Source organism: Geofilum sp. OHC36d9 (assembly GCF_052400685.1).
Taxonomy (GTDB): domain Bacteria; phylum Bacteroidota; class Bacteroidia; order Bacteroidales; family Marinilabiliaceae; genus CAZHHH01.
Map to the genome: position 1 here is coordinate 86293 of NZ_JBQTGJ010000014.1, position 20540 is coordinate 106832.

Here is a 20540-nt window from a genome sequence, read left to right on the forward strand (position 1 = left end):
ATAATGAGCTTTCGACTAAAGGGATGCAATTAGTAATGGGTTTGATGTTGTATTCCTTACTAATAAAGCCTTTTCGTTGTTTATTTCTTTGGTTGATGCTGAGAACGCAGTAAATCATTTACCGTTTTTACCGGGTTAAAAGTGCTAATGGGTACTTCAACAAACAATGTTACCCAATTCGCCATGGCGCCATTCCATAAGCCGGGGAGTTCCAAAGCTTTTACGTGTTTGCCATTTAGCGTTTTGTTTGATATGAAACCGGTTTCCGGATCGGTGTATCTGGTTAAATTAAACTTCTGACCCCGGTAATTGTAAGTGTAACAAACCAAATCGACCGGATTGAAATGGGTGGCCTCCTTAATCATCGTAGCCTGATGAGAATCTGACAGGTTTAACTGCGAACTTTCAAGAATCTGTAACGATTCAAGGCCTGCCTCCCCGGCCACCCAAAACGGGCCGCCACCGGGTTCGCCTTCATTGCGTACCATGCCGCAAACCCGAATGGGGCGGTCCAGGTAGTGTTTGAAAAAAGCCTTTTGTTCGTCGCCGGGTTGTTGACCAATCGATGGCGGAATCCGGACGTGTAAATCGTCTTTAAGAAATTGTTCTATGGCTGAATAAAGTTCAGGTGTGCTGTTATTATCCAGCTGACGTAGAAAGGCGAAAATTTTATTTTTCAATTGAAGCAAAAGACCTGCTAATGCTTTTTTATAGGTAATCGTCTCCGACCATAAGTAGGACGGAACAATGTTATCGATATTTTTTATAAATATAAGTTCAAAGTCCTGGTCGTTTAAATTTTCGATGAGTGCACCGTGTCCTCCGGGACGAAAGACCAGTTCTCCATTTTCATCGCGGAAGGGGGTATTCTCGGGCGTAACAGCAATGGTGTCGGTGTGCGGTTTTTGAAAGCTGAAGCTTACATCTAATTTGCTGTCGTAAAGGTTTTCTACCATGTTACGCACCTCTTCCAGCTTTTGACTGAACAACGGGTGATGCTCGGGACTCACCGTGAAATGAATTTTTACCCTGCCATCGGCATTTTTGACATAACGACAACCCTCCCCAATCTGATCTTCCATGGCTGTTGTGATGCGTCCGTTCGATTGGTGAAAATGTAAAAGTCCTTTGGGTAACTGCCCGTAGTTAAGTCCATTTTCATTTAACACGGCGGACACAATTGCTTTGGCCAGTAATTTTCTTTTGTCTCTGTTTTCCAAATCGCCGGAGGTCATCTTTGCTTTTAGCAGCGGAAAAAAGGCAAAATTGTCCAGCTGCTCGAGGAACTGATTTATATATTGATTTTCAATGGTTGAGTCAATAGCTTCAGGCTGTTCTAAAAATTGATATAAATCTTTAAACATACGTGTGGCTGCTCCCGAAGCAGGAACAAATTTCCCCACAGTCAGGTTTTCTTTTAAAGCTGCTTCGTAGCTATTTATCAGTTGTATTGTGTCGTTCTTAGTAAGAACACGAATCCCATCGTTTTCGGTGGCCGGTCGCAGAACATTTAGAGAGCGGAACCCATTTTTAAAGCGGGTGAGTTGTTGCTGTAACTTCTCTGGCGAGATGCCTTTCACGGTAAGTAATGCTTGGTCGGTTTTGCTTATCATGTTTTGTCCTTTTGATGGTTAGTGAGGCTAATATAGCCAATTAATTTTGATTGGAATGAGGTATTTATATTTTCGACTGATTCTGCCCGAGGTTTATTTTGGTCCGATAGATAGTGTATCATAGAATTAATCCGGACTTTTTGAGCCGAAAACTGAATGTGAATGTAATACGAAATATCAAACAGTAAATTATTGGTGTCCGCTAAAAATTTATAGAAATGATTAGACCCAGATCCAATGTGCGAGCCAGAGATTTTAGAAGATATTGGGGTTGCTTTCCGCCTCAAGAAATTTCCGTTAAGAAAATCAATTTTATTGGCGTAAAGAAATCCGGGTTGTTTGAGCGAAGCGAGTTCCCGGATTTTAGACAATGAAATTGATTTTTAGGAAATTACTTGCAGCGGCGGCATTTTTTGTTTACTTTTTTTTGCTGTAGTGGAGCGAAGCGGATCACGAATACCTTTGAAATAAAAACTTCAATGAGTAAAAAAAGTAAAAGCCCGTGCGGCTTGAGCACTTAAATGGAAAATATATTTTTTACCGGACAATAGTAACAGTAAATAACTTTAATTTCGAGTTATTTACTGTTACTTGAATCGTGAACTTTGGATGATGATGTTTTCGATATTTTTATATCCGTTTGGTTGTTAATTCCTTAGACTTTAGTTATTGCAAATATTAACTTTTAAACTTTAGAACTATTTGTTTGATGGCGTTAACGTTCAATAAGTCAATGAGATAAAAGGTTTGTTAGCAGATTATTTTTCCTATTTTAGTCGGCCTGTTCGTGAAAAACAGACCTGATAAACGGGCATAAAATGCTGATATTAAACCAATATATTTTATTATGAGGCGTATTTTTTTCGCATTATTATTTTTAATTCCTGTGGCCTTGATGGCCGAAGGTTACCAGATTAATCTTCAGGGGGCTCGCCAAACCGGCATGGGGCATACCGGAACGGGGCTTAATTTTGGCCCGTCATCAATTCATTTTAACCCTGGCGCACTGGCTTTTATGGATTCGAAGATGGGATTTACAACGGGTGGAAGTGTCATTTTTTCAAATAATACTTTTCAAAAACAAGGCAGCAATTACAGTCATCAATCGGATAATCCTTCGGGAACGCCATTTTTCTTTTATGCTGCGGCAAAAGTAGCACCTGATTTGGTGGCGGGGTTGGGTATTACCACTCCCTTTGGCAATTCATTGGTATGGGGCGACGATTGGGACGGTCGTTATCTGATTCAGGATATTTCTTTGGCGGCTATCTATTTTCAACCAACCTTATCGTACCGCCTGAACGACAAATTTAGTGTTGGAGCGGGGCTGGTTTATGCTGTAGGAAATGTGGATTTGCATAAAGCATTGCCGGTGCAGAATTCGCAAGGCGACGGGCAGGCTGAATTATCGGGAAAAACAGACGCTTTTGGTTTTAATGCGGGTCTGTTTTATCAGGTTAATGCCGCGTTTTCTTTGGGTTTAAGTTATCGATCAACCATTAATATGGAAATGACTGAGGGCGATGCCTCTTTTTCAACTCCTGCTTCGCTGGCTTCACAATTTCCTGATACCCATTTCACGGCAGCATTACCTATGCCAGGCGGCATTCAGTTCGGGGCCGGGTGGCAGGTTAACGAGAAATTGTTGTTGGCTGCCGACCTGCAATATGTGTTGTGGAGTGAGTATTCGGAATTAAGTTTTGATTTTGAAGCTGAGGCTGTTCCCGACTCTCAGAATGAACGTAATTTTGAAAATACATTGATATACAGGGTGGGCGCAGAATATGTTATACATCCAAAAATAATGGGCCGTATTGGGTTTGCATACGATTCAACCCCCATACCGGAAGACTTCCTGACGCCTGAAACACCGGGGGCCAATAAGCTTAATTACACGTTTGGTTTGTCATACCATTTTTCGGAGCTTATTTCGCTCGATTTCTCGCTTCAGTATATTGATGCGATGGAACGGGAGGATGGGTATGCGCCTGCTAATTTTTACGGGACTTACAATGCCAATGCGCTTATTCCAGGTTTTGGCGTTAATATCAATTTTTAATTTTTACACCGATGAAACGACCCTGCCGGTGGCAGAAAACAAAATTACCAAAGTGATTAGTATAAAGGACGTTTCATTCTATTTTGTACAAACAAATTATAAACAGATGAAACGAGCCATGGGAATTGCTTCACACACAGGCGTATGATTAATTCCGGCGAGTTCCATGTGACCTTAATAAACAAATTATAAACACATGAAAATGAGTTGTTTTAAATATTTTGCATTAATGATTTCAACCCTGTTTTTATGGGGTTGCGATATTAAAACCGACGATTTTGAAGTTTCTAATGGTACGGCTGATTTTTCAGCGTTCGTGGCATTGGGCGATAGTTATTCGGCAGGTTTTATGAATGGGGCTTTGGGGCATGAAGGGCAGTTGATGTCATTGCCCGCGTTGTTGGCCCAACAGTTTGAAGCAGCTGGAGGCGGTGCGTTTGTTCAGCCGCTGACGGCAGACGGAAAGAGTGTGGGGACAACGGTTATTAACACAAATGGGGACTTAAATGGCTATTATGAGCTAAAGGTGGTGGATGGTAGCTTTAAACCGGTTCCAACAATTGGCGATAAATCAATTTTGGCGTCTATGATTGGTCAGCAGGGCCCTTATAATAACATGGCTGTGCCCGGGTTGCGGTCGTTTCACTTGTTAACGCCGTTGGTTGGTGACCCATCGCAAGGCGCCGGAAATTATAATCCGTTCTATGCTCGTTTTGCATCTGAGCCAGGTGTCTCTACGGTGTTGTCGGATGCCATGTTAGCTAATCCCACTTTTTTTTCGCTGTGGATTGGCGGAAATGATGTCTTGAGTTTTGCATTGGCTGGTGGCGAATCGGATTCCATTACTTCAGTCAGCAATTTTGCGGTTTATATGAATATGATTGTGGGGCAGTTGGCGGCAGATGGTCGGGAAGGAGCCATCGCAAATATCCCCGATATTGTTGCGTTGCCCTATTTTAATGTGATTCCATACAATGCCTTGCCGCTCGATCAGGCCAGTGCTGATGCTTTAAACGAGGGGTACTCGGGATATAATGCCTTGGCTGCCTCGGTTGGTTACGATAATATTTCTTTTAGCGCCGGACAAAATGCACTCATTGTTGAAGACCCGCAATTGGTTCTTTTGCCTGAGCCGTATCGGTTCAGGCAGATGACTGCCACAGAGAAACTACTGCTGAGCCTTCCTACGGAGAAGCTGACGACAGAGGGTTGGGGAAGCCAGGTGCCGGTGCCGGCCAAATATGTGTTGGCGTTGGAGGAGATAGAAGCAATACATGCAGCTGTAGCAGGTTACAATTTGTTAATTAAGGATCTATCGGTAACTTACGATCTTGCTTTGGTCGACCTTTTTTCTTTGATGAATGAGATTAATGCTGGAACAACAATTGATGGCGGAAGTTATTCTACCGATTTTGTGACTGGTGGAATAATTTCTCTGGATGGCATTCATGCTACCCCTAGAGGTTATGCAGTCATTGCCAATACCTTTATTAATGCGATTAACGATCATTATAATGCCAACGTTGCAACAATAAATATTAACGACTACCGCACAGTGAAATTTCCCTGATATTTCATCGTTGGTGCTTATAAACGGTTTGATGGATTTCGGTTTTAACCTGCCGAAATCCATTTTTATTGTTTATTAGTTCCGGTTGGTTGCTCATTAGCAAAAGATCAACCGCCTTTTCGTTGCAGCGATAGGCCGGTTGTTGGTAGGCAAAATTGGTTAATGTGAATCCCAACCGTTCGTAAAACTTAACTCGTTTTATGGATATGGCCGTTGTAGGTGGTTCCACTTCGAGTACAACAGGTCGGTTATTTTCTGCAATAAACGTTGAAAGTAGTGCTGAGCCAATGCCTTGTCCGCGTAAATGAGGTGCAATGGCAAAATGTTCAACAAAGTGAAACATCTGCAGCTGCCAATAAGTTATAAATCCTTTAATTTTAGATTGTTGTGTTGATAATATAACAACTGCGAAGTCTTTATTTTTTAGTACAGACACAAAGTCTTCGTATGTTCTTGTTTCATTTTTAGGAAAACTTTTTTCCATCAACGCCCAAAATTGTTGTCGCAATAATTCTGAAGTGATTAAATGTTGCTTACTCAAAATCATTTGATTTCTTTGGAACCAGATGCGTTTACAAACAGGATATCGCCCATGTCGGGAAAACTATTGAAAAATTCGTCGCCTTCGTGCTTTATTTTCTCTTCGCGAAAACCGATCAAGGTCAATCCGGCATGTTTTGAGTGATTGCTAATTATTTCATGAATGGGTTGATTACCCGGAGGGGCAATAATCTCGATATTGGTAAGCGTAATGGGCAGTCGGCCCGATTCGATGAGATTGTCCAGTTCTTCTTTGGTCTGCTCTTCTGTTCCCTGTGCACAAATGCTGAATATTTTCAGATGACTTTTATGCCAGTCGGGATGGGCCAGAATAATATACCCCAGTAAGATCATCAGATTGGTGTTGATTAAGTCGGTGGGGCGTATCCAGATGTGAATGCCGTTTTTGTACCGCGGTACAATGCCGGATCCCGCAAAAATGCAGACATCAAAATTGCCGGCCTTGGTCAGACTGATGTTTTCAAGAATACGGTTTATTTCCTGAGGCTGGCTTTTGTCAAATTCAAATACCACCATGTTGTTTTCCATTCCCGAGATGGATGGCGACTGAATAACCTGAGCTATTGCGGAGGTATACGACGGCGAAATCATCGTGTCGATATACAATCCATTATTGTCTTCATTCTGCAGTTTTACCAGTTCTGTGAGAATCTTACGGGATTCATTGTGGCTTTGCTTGCTGTAATAGCCTTCCATAAAATGGAAATAGGTTCCAAAACCGTGTTGGTAACTGATCCATTTCATTAAATCAAGTACTTTGGTGCGCTCAAATGAGTTGGCCGAAATACATACCGCTGCCGGGCGCCATTCACTGGTTTCAGCATCGGCTTGCTTCTTTTGCATGTAAACCTGTATCTTACGATTAAGTTGAAACAGGGCACCCTGAAAAATATTAACGAGCCCTTTTTGGTCTTTATTATAATGTTCTACCAATAAGTAAAGCAAAATTATAATGATATAAGCAGCAATGGTGTATGCCGGGTTAATCATAAACATTACCCAAATGGATAAAATGAAACCTGATAACGAGAAAAACCAACGTGATTTGAATTTGGGCCGGTAGGATGGTGGTGAACCAAAATGATTTAGAAAGGATATGAGGCATAGGGTGCCATAGGTTATCAGGAAAAACATTGATATAATTTGTGCCACCACATCTACGTTACCCATCAAGACAAACACCAGGGCTATGATGAACGATATTATTGAGGCGTTGAATGGTTCTCTGTTTTTACCTTTTCCTCTGGCTAAAAATAAATTCATGCGTTTAAACGGGAAACTTCTATCGGAGGCCAGTGCCTGTAACGTCCGGGGCGCCACCATTATGGAGCCCAAAGCCGACGAAATGGTTGACGCTGCCAGGCCCAATGGTATCAGGATGGAGCCGCCAATGGCAATTTTGGACATGATGAGTTGGTGTTCGTTTAAATCGGCTTGCGAAGCCGATATGGCAAGTTTCCATACCACCAAAAAATAAACCAGCATACCAATTATGGTGCCGAGTAATGTCCCATAAGGGATTGATTTACTCGGATTTTTCAGGTCGCCGCTTAATCCTACGCCGGCAGTCATGCCCGTAAAGGCCGGAAAACAGATGGCAAATACCATGAAAAAATTGTCGCGGTTGAAAAATCCAAAATTATTACCGGGTAACCGCAGGGCCTCGGTGGTGTCGATGGGCTTACCCAAAAAGAAGGCCAATAATGATATAAACAATATAACGACTACAAAGTAGAGCGCTTTTACTCCCAGGGCGGCTCCTTTTTTTAGAATGATAAAAGCCAGTATGCCCAGAGCCGGAATGCTCAGCGCCTGTCGCGGTAGTTCAAATTCAAAATGAACCATGAACCAGTTAAAGAGAGGCTCAAAAGACTCGGTAAAGGCAATTATGTAAAATGCAACGCTAATGGCTTGTGAAAAATAGAGCGCTATACCTATGGTGGAACCAATTTTTAATCCAAACGAACGCGAGATAATAAAATATTCACCACCTCCTTCTACGCGTGTATTAGTCGCTAATTCAGAAATGGCCATAGCGGTTGGAAAGGTAATCATATGGCCGACGATTACAATGACAATGGCACCCCAAAAGCCCAGAGTCCCCACTGCCATGCCAAAACGCAAAAATAAAACAGCTCCCAGGATGGTGGAAATGGCTGTAAAAAAAACGGGAGCGGTGCCAAAACCGCTGTTATTGGAGATTTTACTGTTTGCCATAATTAATTGCTTAATATTACCTCCCTAAAGTAATACAAAATCCGGATATAGTGAAGTTCACTATTTTTTTTGTTGCCGCTTGGCTTCTTCCCATATTTCATCCATCTCGGCTAACGTCATATCTTTTAAATTCCGCCCTTTTTTGATGGTTTTTTGTTCCAGATAATTAAAGCGTTCGGTGAATTTGCGGTTGGTTCGTTCCAGTGCGTTTTCGGGGTTGATATTGTATAACCGGGCGGTATTAATCAATGAGAAAAATAAATCGCCAAATTCCTCTTCAATGCCATCGTGGTTCTTTTTTTCAATCTCTGCTTTTAACTCGTTGAGCTCTTCTTCCACTTTATCCCAAACCTGCGAACGTTCTTCCCAATCAAAACCTACGCCACGCACTTTATCCTGTATGCGGTGGGCCTTTATCATCGCCGGAAGGGTTTTGGGCACGCCCGAAAGCACTGTTTTATTGCCATTTTTTTCTTTTAATTTCAGCTGTTCCCAATTTTCTTCCACCTCTTTGGCATCCCGAACCTGCACATCACCAAATATGTGTGGGTGGCGGTAGATGAGTTTTTCTATGAGTCGCTCCATTACCGTGCCTATGTGAAAAGTTCCTTTTTCTTCTCCAATTTTGGCATAAAATATAATGTGCAACAACAAATCGCCCAGCTCTTTGCTAATGGCTTCTTCATCTTCCTGCACCAAGGCCTCGGCTAATTCATATGTTTCTTCGATGGTTAATGTACGCAGTGTCTCATTGGTTTGGACGCTGTCCCACGGGCATTTTGTCCGTAGTTCATCCATAATTTCCAATAAATGTTGAAAAGTATCTTTTTTTGATGGCATAATATATATCTGTTATCAATGAATAGAGATCAGTGTCAGCAGACAACCTTCTCATAAATTTGTATGCGACATCTCTTACCTTCTGCAAAAAATATCGTTAATTTGTAGGACAAAAATAGGAATTACCTGCTTTTTATGATAGAAAAACTCATTTATCTTGAATCCATTGATTTAATTGAATTCCTTGGGGTTAAAAATGTCAAATTTGATATCCTCAAAGCCCATTTCCCAAAATTAAAAATTATTGCCCGGGGTAACTGGCTTAAAGCCATGGGAGACGCCGAAGAAATTGCGGCTTTTGAAGAGAAAATGAACCTTTTGATTGAACATTATCACCGGTATAATGTGTTAAAGGAGTCGACAATTATCGAACTATTAACGGGTATCTCTGGTAATGCTAGCGTTGATAATCCCGAGGAAACGGGTGTTATATTATTTGGTGTGAATGGTAAACCCATTAAAGCGCGAACCGCAAATCAGCAACTCATGGTGGAAGCTTATGATGAAAATGATTTGTTATTTGCGGTGGGGCCGGCGGGTAGCGGTAAAACATACACCGCCATTGCTCTGGCTGTGAGAGCGCTGAAACGTAAAGTGGTGAAACGTATTATTTTAAGTCGTCCGGCTGTGGAAGCAGGTGAGAAACTGGGCTTTTTGCCGGGTGATATGAAAGATAAAATTGATCCCTATCTGCAACCGCTTTACGATGCCTTAATGGATATGATTCCTGCGGTGAAGCTTAAAGAGTATATGGAAAACGGAACAATACAAATAGCGCCACTGGCTTTTATGCGCGGACGAACGCTTAATAATGCCTTTGTGATATTGGATGAGGCGCAAAATACAACCACCAATCAGCTTAAAATGTTTTTAACCCGTATGGGCGATCATGCTAAATTTGTGGTGACAGGCGATGTGACTCAGATTGACCTGCCAAACCCTCAAAATTCCGGTTTGGTGCAGGCTATGCGCATTTTAAAGGGTATTAAGGGCATCAAACGGATTACCTTTACCGTGAAAGATATTGTGCGTCACCGATTGGTACAGGATATTGTTGAAGCATACGATAAGGAGTAAATGACGGTTTATTGACTCTATTAAATTATTTTAAGGTGTTTCTTTTATTAAAAATAATTTAGTCTTTGGCCTTTTTTGCAATGACGATATATATTATGCCGTGTTAGGAAGAAAACTTAAGTGCTTGAAAATATAATTTTAACTATTTATAAAATGGAAAACGCGATTGTTCAGACCAATTTCAATTTTCCGGGCCAGCAAGACCTTTATGTGGGTAAGGTGCGGGATGTTTATAACATTAACAACGATTATTTGGTGATGCTTGTATCAGACCGTATTTCGGCTTTCGATGTGGTTCTGCCCAAAGGTATTCCTTTTAAAGGACAGGTGTTGAATCAGATTGCCGAGAAGTTTCTCGATGCCACCGCAGATATTGTGCCTAACTGGAAAATTGCGGTTCCGGATCCAATGGTTACGGTGGGTCATTTTTGTGAACCTTTTAAAGTGGAGATGGTCATCAGGGGTTATTTGACTGGTCATGCCTGGCGTGAGTACAAATCGGGAAAACGGCAGTTATGTGGTATTCCAATGCCCGATGGTATGGTGGAAAATCAAAAGTTTGACCAGCCTATGATTACGCCTACCACCAAAGCTTCCGAAGGACATGATGAAGATATTTCGCGCGAAGAAATTATTAAACAAGGCATTGTTTCGGAAGCCGATTACCTGGAATTGGAACGTATTACGCGTGCTTTATTTGAGCGTGGAACTCAGATGGCCGATAAAATGGGACTGATTTTGGTGGATACCAAATATGAATTTGGTCGTAAAGATGGGCAGATTTATCTGATTGATGAGATTCATACGCCGGATTCGTCACGCTATTTTTATAAGGAGGGGTATCAAGAGCGATTGCAAAAAGGGGAGCCGCAACGTCAATTATCCAAAGAATTTGTGCGTCAGTGGCTCATTGAAAATAATTTTCAGGGGAAAGAAGGACAAGCAATTCCTGAAATGAATGAGCCTTTTGTTAAGAGTGTGTCTGAACGATATATTGAGTTGTTTGAGAAAATTACCGGCGATCGGTTTATCAAGGCGAAAGCTGAAGATGTGAAGCTTCGTATTGAAAAAAATGTGGTTGAGTGCCTTAAAGCTTTATAAGTATTGAGCATTTTGATATCTGATATTTTTAGCTCAGATGCCCCGATTCTAAGGGCAGACACCCTATTGCGTTTTGAATTTTGAAAGAAATTATTTTGTCAGGGCATTGCTTCAGGTGATGTCCTGATTTGTTTTTTTGATATTTGGTCATTTTTTGTCTTTCGGCCGGCGATAATATTTTTTTTATGAATGCCCTGTTGGAAGACGATTCTATTAATACATAATTATTTTGAAACTGAATCAATTACGAACAAGTATTCCCGGATTGATACCATTGGTTATTTTGATTGTGGCTGAATGGATCTGGGGAATGGCAACCGGATTATGGCTGGCAGTGGCTTATGGATTGGGTGAGTTAGCGTATTACGCCATACGTTATAAACGTTTTGAGAAAAACGCGTTGGCCGATACGGGATTGATGGTTGTTTTGGGCGTTTTGGCCATAACGCTCGAAGGTCCTGTGTTGGAACGTATCAGACCGTTGATTTATCTTTTTATAATGATGTTGATGGTTGGGGTGTCTGCTTTTTCGAAGCATAATGTGCTGATGGCGACGTCGGGACGGTTGCTGAAAAATAAGAGTTTCGGACCGTGGGAGATGGAGCAGATGCGACTGACGATGTTGAGTTTTTTTTGGTGGATGAGCGCCTATTTTCTTGTTATGCTGGTAGCTATTATTTGGATGCCAATTGATTATCAATCGTTTGTCAATGGTACCGGGTTGTATCTTTATATTGGATTTGCTTTCCTGTTTGAATTGGCTCGCAAGCGTATGCAAAATAAGAAATGGGCGGCCGATGAGTGGGTGCCGTTGGTCGAAGCAGATGGTAAAATGGTTGGCGCAGCGCCCCGGTCGGTAGTGCATAACGGAAAAACACGCTGGTTGCATCCGGTGGTGCATCTTCAGGTTATTAAAGATGGCGGCTTGTGGCTGCAGAAACGTCCGTTGCATAAGTTGGTGCAGCCGGGTAAGTGGGACACAGCCGTGGGAGGACACATGACGGTAAACGAATCGGTGGAGTTGTCGTTGCAACGTGAGACGGTTGAGGAGATTGGGGTGAAGCTTGATGATGTTAAATTATTGGGCCGGTACCATTGGGAGTGCCCTCTCGAAAATGAAATGGTATTTGCATTTGTGATGCGTTACGATGGTCCTGTTATGCCTAACCCTGAAGAATTGGATGGCGGTCGTGTATGGCAGTTTAGTGAAATTGACGATGCTTTAAATAAAGGTGTTTTTACACCCAATTTTGAATATGAATATGGGTTGTACCGAACGAGCCTTACTTCCTTGACATAGTGATGGTAATGCGTAGGGTTTGCTTCTCTGTTTTCATTTATGCTGCCTAATGCCTGTCCATAAAGTCGGGAGTTTGGTTATAAAGTTTAAATTTAAGGCTTACGCAGCTCAAAAAATGTGAGTTTACCCCTGTAAATGACCATTTGAGAGCAAGCATAACCCAGACGTTAGATTTTTCTTGCAAGCACTAATTAGAGCCTGCCCATACACTAAGTGTTTGAAATATAAAGTTCAAATTCAAGGCTTGCGAAGTCATAAAAATCAAGGAACTGACGAACGAAGTAAAGGCAGAAGCAAAGCTATTGCTTTGATTATGCTTTACAAGGAGGAAGAAGTCGGAGACAGTTTACTTTTCGTAAATGACTGTTTTCATGACAAGCGTAACGCAGAAGTTGACTTTATAGACAAACACAAATTAGAGCCTGTTCATAAACTAAGTGTTTGAAATATAAAGTTCAAATTCAAGGCTTGCACAGTCATAAAAATCAAGGAGTTTACTTTTCGTAAATGACTGTTTTTATGACAAGCGTAACGCAGAAGTTGACTTTATAGACAAAGACTAATTAGCCTTGCAGAATAAAGATGGTAGGCTTTTTATGTAGTTCGGGTCGGTTGCCTTGCCATTGGGCAATGGTTTTGGTAACGACATATTCGTCGGGCAGTGTGAGGTTGCAGGCAATACACAAACGGGTTTGCGGACTGCATGCCTTTAATATATCGTCGGCCAGGTGATTGTTGCGAAAGGGCGTCTCAATAAATATTTGTGATTGGTGCTCGTTACGCGATCTGTTTTCAAGATGTTTGATGGTTTTGAGCCGTTCATCTTTTTTTATGGGGATGTAACCTACAAAAGCAAAGCTTTGGCCGTTCATGCCCGAAGCCATCATCGCCAATAGGATAGAGGAGGGACCCACCATGGGCACGACCTGAATGCCGGCCTGATGTGCCAGTCGTACCACTTCTGCGCCCGGATCGGCTACACCGGGACACCCCGCTTCGCTGATGATGCCAATGTCGTGACCGGCTTTTAATGGTTTTAGGTATTCGGAAAATTGAGCCGGCGTTGTCCGTTTATTCAACAAGAAAAAATGTGACCCGTCAATATCCATTTGCCGGTCGAGCTGCCGAAGGTAACGACGGGTTGTGCGCAGGTCTTCCACAATAAAATAACGTAATTTAACAGCCATCTGAGCGACTTCGGTGGGGAGGATATGTCCCGTTTCTGCCGAGCCAAGGGTATTTGGTATGAGATATAATTTGCCTGCCATTTGTTCTTTTTTACGGCAAAGATAGAAAAGTTGAGGGGTTTTGCGTGACCTGACATCAGTAATTAAACTTTGTGCCTGCCCTAAAACAACCGTATCAGAACGAAAATTCATGTGTTTGACAGGAAATGTTTATCGTTAAGGCTTGCCGAGACTGAAAAATGTGAGTTTTATGGTGTCAGTGACCGTTTTAAAAGCGAGCGTAATAAAATATGGTGTTTTTTCTAATACTAATTAATACTTGTCCCTAAATGAAAGTGTTTGACTTTATAGAAAATGATAATTAAGACTTGAAGGTATTAAAATCTGTTTATTCGTAGGTTATCATTTCCTTTTTTGCCAAATTTGCCACTAAAATATAAAGATGCGTAAAGGTTCATTTAATTTACATACAATTATCGACAAGCGTGTATTAACAGATTCAACTTTTGTGCTTCGGATGGCGCGAAACGGGCTGAAGTTTTCCGCCGGACAGCATATTCAGGTCGGACCGCCCAATGGAATTCATACACGTGAGTATTCTGTTTATAGTACGCCTAAAGATGATTTTATTGAGATATTGGTGCGTGAAGTGGAAGATGGTTTAGTGACTCCTGCTTTGAAAAAGCTTGACGTGGACGATGGCGTGGTGATTAACGATGCCGTAGGATACTTCTCAATTGATAAGGAAGTGGCGCCTGGCAGACGATTTTTATTTGTGGCCAGTGGCACCGGAATCTCTCCGTTTCATAGTTTTGTTAAAACTTATCCCGAAATTGATTATACCTTGTTGCATGGGGTTCGGTGGGCCGAAGAGGCATACGAACGTGACGAGTATAATCCCAATAGGTATGTGGCTTGTACTTCGCGTGATCACAAGGGCGATTTTCATGGCCGGGTGACCGACTACCTGGCGAAGAATCCTGTAAATCCCGATACTTTGTGTTATCTTTGCGGCAATTGTGATATGATTTATGATGTGTTTGATATTCTTGAAAAACAGGGGGTAAAGTCAACTAATATTTTTACTGAAGTCTATTTCTGATTTTGCAGAATTAAACCTGCAAACAGGGAATAGTTGTTCGTTAAAATTATGGGAGTGGCTTTTTTTTTAGCCGAAACATTTCATATTCAGTTTGCAATGATTGACCTGTTTATTGGTTATGGCTTACCCGAAAAGTCATGCGTTTGAGCTGGGAAATTCAAATTCAAGGCTCGCGAAGTCTGAAAAATGTGAATTTATTCTTGTAAATGATCATTTGAGGGTAAATGTATTCAGGGGTGTTTCAGATATATTATAAAAAAATTACAGACATGAAACGAGCCATGGGAATTGCTTTACACACGAGAGTATGATAAATTCCGGTGAGTTCCATGTGACCTTAAAAAACAAAATATAAACACATGAAACGAGCCATGGGAATTGCTTTACATACGAGAGTATGATTAATTCCGGTGAGTTCCATGTGACCTTAAAAAACAAAATATAAACACATGAAATATCATTTAGTAATATTGGGATGCCAAATGAACCACGCCGATGCCGAACGTATGCAGGCTGTGATGGCTAAGTTAGGGTATGCAAGCACGGATCGGGAAGAGGATGCCGACGTGATTGGCATTATTGCCTGTTCGGTACGTCAAAAGGCGATTGATAAAGTCTATTCCAAAATTGCAAAATGGAACAAGTGGAAAAATAAAAAGAATCTGGTGACTTTTGTTTCGGGCTGTGTGTTGCCCGACGACCGCCAGAAATTTTTGAAACTGTTTGACCTTGTCTTCGATATGAAAGAGCTGGCATCATTTCCGGCTATGTTAAGTCAGTATGGTGTAACCACTCCGCTATCAAATACAACAAAGATCTATGAGGCTGATATGGCCGAAGCGGCGAAGCCGGCAACGGCGGCTCAAAAATTGAAATATGCCGGTGTCAGGCCGGTGTCGAATGTGTCGGCCGCTCCCCAAACATGGGATGTGGAACCCATATATAACAGCAGTTTTGAGGCTTATATCCCAATTCAGAATGGCTGTAATAAATTTTGCACCTATTGTGCCGTTCCATATACCCGGGGAAGAGAAGTGAGCCGTCCGTCGTCCGACATTTTAAAAGAGGCGATGCAACTCATTAATAGCGGCTATAAAAGCATCACTTTGCTGGGGCAAAACGTTAATTCGTATGGACTGGATAAAAAAGGTGAGGAGTTGTCGTTTGCTGAATTGTTGGATCAGTTGGGCCAAATGGCCGACGACTCAGGTAATGAGGTGTGGGTTTATTTTACATCGCCACACCCACGCGACATGACCCGTGATGTGATTGAAGCCATTTCGCGTCACCGCTCCCTGGCGAAACAAATACACCTCCCGGTGCAGTCGGGCAGCGATAAGGTGCTGATTCGCATGAACCGTAAATACAGCATGGACCGGTACCGTGATGTCGTGACCTGGATTCGTGAGCTGTTACCTACAGCCACGTTGTTTACCGATGTGATAGTTGGTTTCACAGGCGAAGACGAAGAGCAGTTTGAGAGCACCCGTGCCGCTATGCGTGAATTTAAATATAACATGGCCTACATTGCCATGTATTCACCACGTCCGGGCGCGGCCTCTTTTGCCTGGCAGGACGATGTGTCGCACGCGGTAAAAAAAGAACGCTATGCCATCCTTACAAAAGATTTGGAAAAGGTGGCTATTGTTCACACCGAAAAAATGAAAGGGCAAACAGTTCGGATGCTGGTACGCGGAAAGGATAAAAAAGAGGCCTATCTAACAGGGCATACCGAAGGCAAAATTATTGTCCGTTTTCCGTCGTCTGACGAGAGTCTGATTGGCCAGTTTGTGGATGTTAAAATTGAATCTGTTCGTCCTTTTAGTGTCGAAGGGGAATTGGTGAAACAAACTGTTGAAGTGTAGATAAAACGGGCCGGGGTATTGAAGTAAATGTAATTTTGTTAGTGAGATGACGCTGCGTTTCATCTTGCAATTGCTGTAAATGACCTTTTTGAGGACAAGCATAATGCAGAAGCTGGCCTTTTGGGGGACAAGTATTACTGGTACAATTTACCAATATGAAACGGTCATGAGAGTTGATTCGCACAGTTTCATGTAACCATAAAAATCAAATATTGACTATGAAAGTCGCGTTTAAAACATTGGGTTGCCGGTTAAATCAATACGAGATGGATGCTTTGGCTGCCCAGTTTAAAGAGCACGGTTATGAGGTGTCGGCGCAGGCGGCCGATGCCGATGTTATAGTGGTGAACACTTGTACTGTGACCAATCAAAGCAATCAAAAATCAAGATATGTCATTAGTCACTCAGGACGTGTTAACCCCAAGGCGAAAATGGTGATAACGGGTTGCATGACAGAGAGTCACTCAGAGCAGTTAAAAAAGAAGTTCCCGCAAGCTGTCATCATCGACAATAAAGGTAAAAGTGGAATTTTTTACAGCGTGGAGTCATGGCTGAAAACCGGCAGTGCCGATTTGTCGAATCATGAATATGACTTATTTAGCTACCAGTCGTTTACCGAGATGTTTCACACACGCAGTCTCATTAAAATTCAGGATGGCTGCGATAATTTTTGCACCTATTGTATCATCCCTTTTGTGCGGGGCCGCGCAATCAGCCGTCCTGTTCAGCAGGTGCTCGATAATGTGCGTGATGTTGTGGCCAAAGGGGCAAAAGAAATTGTTATAACAGGAGTGAATATTAGTCGTTACGACAGCGACGGGGTGCGCTTTTCCGGCTTGTTGGATATGATTCTGAATCTGGAGGGGGATTTCAGGGTTCGCATTTCATCCATTGAGCCCGACCGGTTTGATGATCATTTTTTTACGTTGATTGGACATCCCAAACTGGCGCCCCATTTGCATTTGTGTTTACAAAGCGGCTCCGACCGTATTTTGATGCAAATGCGACGTATGTATACGGTGAAGGATTTTTTGACAATTGTAGAGCGGGTTCGCGATAAAGATCCGCTGTTTAACTTCACCACTGATGTGATTGTCGGGTTTCCCGGCGAAACAGAGGCCGAATTTGAAGAGAGCATGGAGGTGGCGCGTAAGGTGGGCTTCGGACATATGCATATTTTCAAGTATTCGGTGCGTCAGGGTACGCGTGCCGAACGTATGCCCGATCAGATTCCCGACAAGGTAAAAACGGAACGCAGCCATCGTTTACACGCTTTGGGCGAAGAAATTACTGCTGCCTATGAGGCGCGTTTTGACAACACCGAGCAACGTATTTTGGTGGAAAAATGGAAGGATGGAGTGGCATCGGGGTACAACGACTATTATGTCCCCATGCAGTTTGCCTCCGATAATAAAAAACGCAACCGTTTTGAGGTGGTAAAAGCCAGAGTTAAAATTTCTGATAAAAAATAGCCGTCTGATTTAAGCTTGTTAATTGGTCTTTGGAGTAAAATGTCCAGATAGTAAGAGTTTCTATTGAATTTGTTAGAGCTTGTCCATGTAAATGATTGTTTTTATGGCAAGCATACCGAAGTTGTTAACTTTATAGCCAGACACTTTTTAGTGCCTGGCTATAAAGCCCGGTGTTTGATCTGTAAAGTTTCGAGGCTTATGTACCCTCTAAAATATAAACTTATTCCTGTAAATGACCATTTTGCGAGCATTCATAACGCTAAAGTTGAACTTTATAGTCAAACGCTGTTTATGGATTCAGATAACTCTTGAGCGCTTCTACATAAGCTTCAAATTCTTTAACTCCCTGGGGCGTAATTTTGCAGACGGTACGGGGGCGTTTGCCGGAAAATCCTTTGTTGATTGTGATATAGCCGGCAACAGAAAGCTTTTCAAGCTGAACGCTTATATTCCCGGCTGTGGCGCCCGTTTTTTCCCGGATGAAAATAAAATCGGCTTCTTCCACAGAAAGAAGGATAGACATTATGGCAAGACGCAGTTCAGAATGAAGTAAAGGATTCAGCGGTTTAAACATGTGTTTTATGATTTTTGTAACGAAGTATATGTCCGGGAATGATCATCATGATCAGGAAAATTGCTGCAAATACCAGTATTTGTTCAATTCCGTTTACCATAAACAATGCAATAGGCCAAAGCATACCAACTAAACCTAATATTATTATTAAAGGATATTTTATGGCAGTTCCCGTAAGGGTTACTCCCATGGCTAATAATAGCACGATGATCTGAAGAACAGGGATGTCAACCAGAAATGCACCAACCGCTGTTAAAAGTGTCGCGATACCTGTAACTATCCAAATATTGCTTATCATGGTTGTAATGAGGGTTTTGGAATAGGGACGCTCTTTTTTACCAGATTTCTTTAAACTCATGAAACTCCATCCTAAAATGGGGATGAGAAACCAAAGGTAATGAATTCGGGAATCCTGAAATTTGAAGAATAGGAAATAAATCAGTAACGACACGCCCACGGAAATATATCCCCACACAAGAAAAGGATATCCATTGCTGTTTTCAAGTCGTTTATGGCTGTTTGCAATCATCTCAGAAATGAGTTGCAAACTCTCTTTTTCGGTGATTTGTTTTTCTTCCATAATTATAAGTTTAATAGTTAATGTTGTCACAAATATAAAATGGTTTATATTATAAACCAAATATTTTATAAAACTTTTCACAAGTTAGAGTTATGTGTTGTGAATAGCTTATATTCTATCTGACAAGTATATCGCGAGGGAGAAGCCGTTTTCAAAAACGTGTTGGGACTTGTTGAGGAAATTCAGGTTGGTATTAAATTTTGGCAATATTTTCAGGTTGCAAGTCGGTTGAAAAGTAAACCGTTGTTTCCAAATTAGGCTGAAAGACTATTGGGGATTAAATAATTTGTAATAACAATAACTCTTATTTAAGTAAGGAAATTGATTAGAAATGAAATAAGGATTTCTATTGTTTAACAATGGGGGCTTACTTCTGTAAATGAATATTTTACGAGTATATTTAGAGTCTGTCCATAAACTACGTGTTTGAAATATAAAGTTCATATACGAGGCTTGCGAAGTCATAAAAATCAAGGCGTTTACTTTTTGTAAATGACTGTTTTTATGACAAGCGTAACGAAGTAGTTGACTTTATAGACAAACACTATTTAATGTCGAAGTCAGACTTCATATCAGACGCTATATATTAATCACACTATGTTTGGTAGATATTTTAGTATAAATGTCGCGACTAAACATGTAGAGTTGTGCCGGTTTTTTGGAGGTGCCCACCCGTTTTTCATCCAAAGGGACTATATAGGTTTTGCTAATGGCTTTTTTTCTGAAGTTGCGGTTGTCAATCTGTATGTCGAGGATCGCTTCATAAGCCAGTTGTAACTCGTTTAGGGTAAATTTATCTTCCAAAAATTCAAAGATAACCGGTTCGCTCATTACTTTTTGTCGGAGATCGGTGTAGGCCCGTGCTATTATTTCTTTATGATCGAACCCCAGTTGTGGTAGTTTATTAATAGAAAACCATTGGGTGTTGTTGTCTTTAAGTATAACCTGACTGGAAGGGAGCAGGAAGTAATAAGCCACAGACATTGTTCGCGGATCAGTACCTCGGCTTTTTACCCAAAGTAAATCTTTATCGTTTTTGATGCGTTCGGGATTACCAAAGGTGCGAAATTGCTTCATATATACATCCTTCAGACCGGTAAGATCTTTAAATATTCTCAATGCCGATTCATCAAGTCGTTCACTTTTATAAACATGATTACCGGTAAGTATCCAGTCGTCAACTACGGGGTATTTTTCGTCGTACATGTGTAGTGTGCGTTTTGACAGCAAGATGTTAATGTCTGTGCCGTCAAAACCTAAAACAACGCAATCAACCGATATGTTAGGTATTTTTCTGAAATCCATAATAAACGTTATTGTGACGTTATATGATTTTTAAAATTATTACAAATATAAGAATGAAATTCTGCTTTCCATAAAAACAATGCTATTTGTATGTATTTATGAAATAAACGTATGTAT

The 20540-nt window shown here is 41.4% G+C and carries 16 protein-coding genes; 8 read left to right on the forward strand and 8 right to left on the reverse strand.

Going from position 1 to position 20540, the window contains the following annotated elements; translation table 11 throughout:
* Nucleotides 1–80: 80 nt before the first annotated feature.
* The gene (locus ACT3CD_RS13130; protein WP_444646096.1) at nucleotides 81–1613 is read right to left on the reverse strand and encodes a DUF4301 family protein; all 1533 of its coding nucleotides are present in this window, start codon (nucleotides 1611–1613) and stop codon (nucleotides 81–83) included.
* A gap of 847 nt (nucleotides 1614–2460) precedes the next feature.
* Between ACT3CD_RS13130 and ACT3CD_RS13135 the strand changes: the two genes are divergently transcribed.
* Nucleotides 2461–3672 carry an OmpP1/FadL family transporter gene (locus ACT3CD_RS13135; RefSeq protein WP_444646097.1) on the forward strand — a complete coding sequence of 404 codons (1212 nt, stop codon included), beginning with the start codon at nucleotides 2461–2463 and terminating at the stop codon, nucleotides 3670–3672.
* Between the two features lie 196 nt (nucleotides 3673–3868).
* Nucleotides 3869–5242: an SGNH/GDSL hydrolase family protein gene (locus tag ACT3CD_RS13140; protein ID WP_444646098.1), complete on the forward strand. Its 1374-nt coding sequence runs from the start codon at nucleotides 3869–3871 to the stop codon at nucleotides 5240–5242.
* Between the two features lie 4 nt (nucleotides 5243–5246).
* Here the strand turns inward: ACT3CD_RS13140 and ACT3CD_RS13145 are convergent, their stop codons facing one another.
* From ACT3CD_RS13145 to mazG, 3 genes are read right to left on the reverse strand one after another with little or no spacing between them, the layout of a single operon-like run.
* The gene (locus ACT3CD_RS13145) at nucleotides 5247–5789 is read right to left on the reverse strand and encodes a GNAT family N-acetyltransferase (protein WP_444646099.1); all 543 of its coding nucleotides are present in this window, start codon (nucleotides 5787–5789) and stop codon (nucleotides 5247–5249) included.
* Nucleotides 5786–8020 (reverse strand): amino acid permease, encoded by a 2235-nt coding sequence (locus ACT3CD_RS13150; protein ID WP_444646100.1) that lies wholly within the window; start codon nucleotides 8018–8020, stop codon nucleotides 5786–5788. Before ACT3CD_RS13150 ends, ACT3CD_RS13145 begins: the two co-directional genes overlap by 4 nt.
* 60 nt (nucleotides 8021–8080) lie before the next feature.
* Entirely contained in the window at nucleotides 8081–8860 is a 780-nt protein-coding gene (mazG, locus tag ACT3CD_RS13155) for a nucleoside triphosphate pyrophosphohydrolase (RefSeq protein WP_444646101.1), read from the reverse strand.
* Nucleotides 8861–8995: 135 nt separating this feature from the next.
* Between mazG and ACT3CD_RS13160 the strand changes: the two genes are divergently transcribed.
* The 3 genes from ACT3CD_RS13160 to ACT3CD_RS13170 all read left to right on the forward strand — a co-directional run bounded on the left by ACT3CD_RS13160 (nucleotide 8996) and on the right by ACT3CD_RS13170 (nucleotide 12338).
* On the forward strand, nucleotides 8996–9937 hold the full coding sequence (locus ACT3CD_RS13160) for a PhoH family protein (protein ID WP_444646102.1): 942 nt from the start codon (nucleotides 8996–8998) through the stop codon (nucleotides 9935–9937).
* A gap of 153 nt (nucleotides 9938–10090) precedes the next feature.
* Entirely contained in the window at nucleotides 10091–11038 is a 948-nt protein-coding gene (locus ACT3CD_RS13165; RefSeq protein WP_444646103.1) for a phosphoribosylaminoimidazolesuccinocarboxamide synthase, read from the forward strand.
* A gap of 229 nt (nucleotides 11039–11267) precedes the next feature.
* Nucleotides 11268–12338 carry an NUDIX hydrolase gene (locus ACT3CD_RS13170; RefSeq protein ID WP_444646104.1) on the forward strand — a complete coding sequence of 357 codons (1071 nt, stop codon included), beginning with the start codon at nucleotides 11268–11270 and terminating at the stop codon, nucleotides 12336–12338.
* Nucleotides 12339–12901: 563 nt separating this feature from the next.
* On the opposite strand, the gene ACT3CD_RS13175 is transcribed toward ACT3CD_RS13170, so the two are convergent.
* Nucleotides 12902–13717, reverse strand: coding sequence for an SAM-dependent methyltransferase (locus tag ACT3CD_RS13175; protein WP_444646105.1), 816 nt, complete (start codon nucleotides 13715–13717; stop codon nucleotides 12902–12904).
* A gap of 250 nt (nucleotides 13718–13967) precedes the next feature.
* On the opposite strand from ACT3CD_RS13175, the gene ACT3CD_RS13180 reads away from it, so the two are divergent.
* The 3 genes from ACT3CD_RS13180 (at nucleotide 13968) to mtaB (ending at nucleotide 17964) form a co-directional block, all read left to right on the forward strand.
* On the forward strand, nucleotides 13968–14627 hold the full coding sequence (locus tag ACT3CD_RS13180; RefSeq protein WP_444646106.1) for an FAD-binding oxidoreductase: 660 nt from the start codon (nucleotides 13968–13970) through the stop codon (nucleotides 14625–14627).
* Between the two features lie 449 nt (nucleotides 14628–15076).
* The gene (gene miaB, locus ACT3CD_RS13185) at nucleotides 15077–16492 is read left to right on the forward strand and encodes a tRNA (N6-isopentenyl adenosine(37)-C2)-methylthiotransferase MiaB (RefSeq protein WP_444646107.1); all 1416 of its coding nucleotides are present in this window, start codon (nucleotides 15077–15079) and stop codon (nucleotides 16490–16492) included.
* A 218-nt stretch (nucleotides 16493–16710) separates the two neighbouring features.
* Nucleotides 16711–17964: a tRNA (N(6)-L-threonylcarbamoyladenosine(37)-C(2))-methylthiotransferase MtaB gene (mtaB, locus tag ACT3CD_RS13190; protein WP_444646108.1), complete on the forward strand. Its 1254-nt coding sequence runs from the start codon at nucleotides 16711–16713 to the stop codon at nucleotides 17962–17964.
* A gap of 289 nt (nucleotides 17965–18253) precedes the next feature.
* Here the strand turns inward: mtaB and ACT3CD_RS13195 are convergent, their stop codons facing one another.
* From ACT3CD_RS13195 to ACT3CD_RS13205, 3 genes are all read right to left on the reverse strand, one after another.
* Nucleotides 18254–18538, reverse strand: a complete 285-nt coding sequence (locus ACT3CD_RS13195) for a winged helix-turn-helix domain-containing protein (protein ID WP_444646109.1) — start codon at nucleotides 18536–18538, stop codon at nucleotides 18254–18256.
* Entirely contained in the window at nucleotides 18531–19118 is a 588-nt protein-coding gene (locus ACT3CD_RS13200; protein WP_444646110.1) for a hypothetical protein, read from the reverse strand. The genes ACT3CD_RS13195 and ACT3CD_RS13200 overlap by 8 nt, the downstream gene beginning before the upstream one ends.
* 579 nt (nucleotides 19119–19697) lie before the next feature.
* Nucleotides 19698–20423, reverse strand: a complete 726-nt coding sequence (locus ACT3CD_RS13205) for an NUDIX hydrolase (protein WP_444646111.1) — start codon at nucleotides 20421–20423, stop codon at nucleotides 19698–19700.
* Nucleotides 20424–20540: the final 117 nt, after the last annotated feature.

Coding starts and splice junctions, on each gene's coding strand:
- ACT3CD_RS13130 (WP_444646096.1), bottom strand. CDS start 1,613: ATGATAAGCAAAACCGACCAAGCATTACTTACCGTGAAAGGCATCTCG.
- ACT3CD_RS13135 (WP_444646097.1), top strand. CDS start 2,461: ATGAGGCGTATTTTTTTCGCATTATTATTTTTAATTCCTGTGGCCTTG.
- ACT3CD_RS13140 (WP_444646098.1), top strand. CDS start 3,869: ATGAAAATGAGTTGTTTTAAATATTTTGCATTAATGATTTCAACCCTG.
- ACT3CD_RS13145 (WP_444646099.1), bottom strand. CDS start 5,789: ATGATTTTGAGTAAGCAACATTTAATCACTTCAGAATTATTGCGACAA.
- ACT3CD_RS13150 (WP_444646100.1), bottom strand. CDS start 8,020: ATGGCAAACAGTAAAATCTCCAATAACAGCGGTTTTGGCACCGCTCCC.
- mazG (WP_444646101.1), bottom strand. CDS start 8,860: ATGCCATCAAAAAAAGATACTTTTCAACATTTATTGGAAATTATGGAT.
- ACT3CD_RS13160 (WP_444646102.1), top strand. CDS start 8,996: ATGATAGAAAAACTCATTTATCTTGAATCCATTGATTTAATTGAATTC.
- ACT3CD_RS13165 (WP_444646103.1), top strand. CDS start 10,091: ATGGAAAACGCGATTGTTCAGACCAATTTCAATTTTCCGGGCCAGCAA.
- ACT3CD_RS13175 (WP_444646105.1), bottom strand. CDS start 13,717: ATGAATTTTCGTTCTGATACGGTTGTTTTAGGGCAGGCACAAAGTTTA.
- ACT3CD_RS13180 (WP_444646106.1), top strand. CDS start 13,968: ATGCGTAAAGGTTCATTTAATTTACATACAATTATCGACAAGCGTGTA.
- miaB (WP_444646107.1), top strand. CDS start 15,077: ATGAAATATCATTTAGTAATATTGGGATGCCAAATGAACCACGCCGAT.
- mtaB (WP_444646108.1), top strand. CDS start 16,711: ATGAAAGTCGCGTTTAAAACATTGGGTTGCCGGTTAAATCAATACGAG.
- ACT3CD_RS13195 (WP_444646109.1), bottom strand. CDS start 18,538: ATGTTTAAACCGCTGAATCCTTTACTTCATTCTGAACTGCGTCTTGCC.
- ACT3CD_RS13200 (WP_444646110.1), bottom strand. CDS start 19,118: ATGGAAGAAAAACAAATCACCGAAAAAGAGAGTTTGCAACTCATTTCT.
- ACT3CD_RS13205 (WP_444646111.1), bottom strand. CDS start 20,423: ATGGATTTCAGAAAAATACCTAACATATCGGTTGATTGCGTTGTTTTA.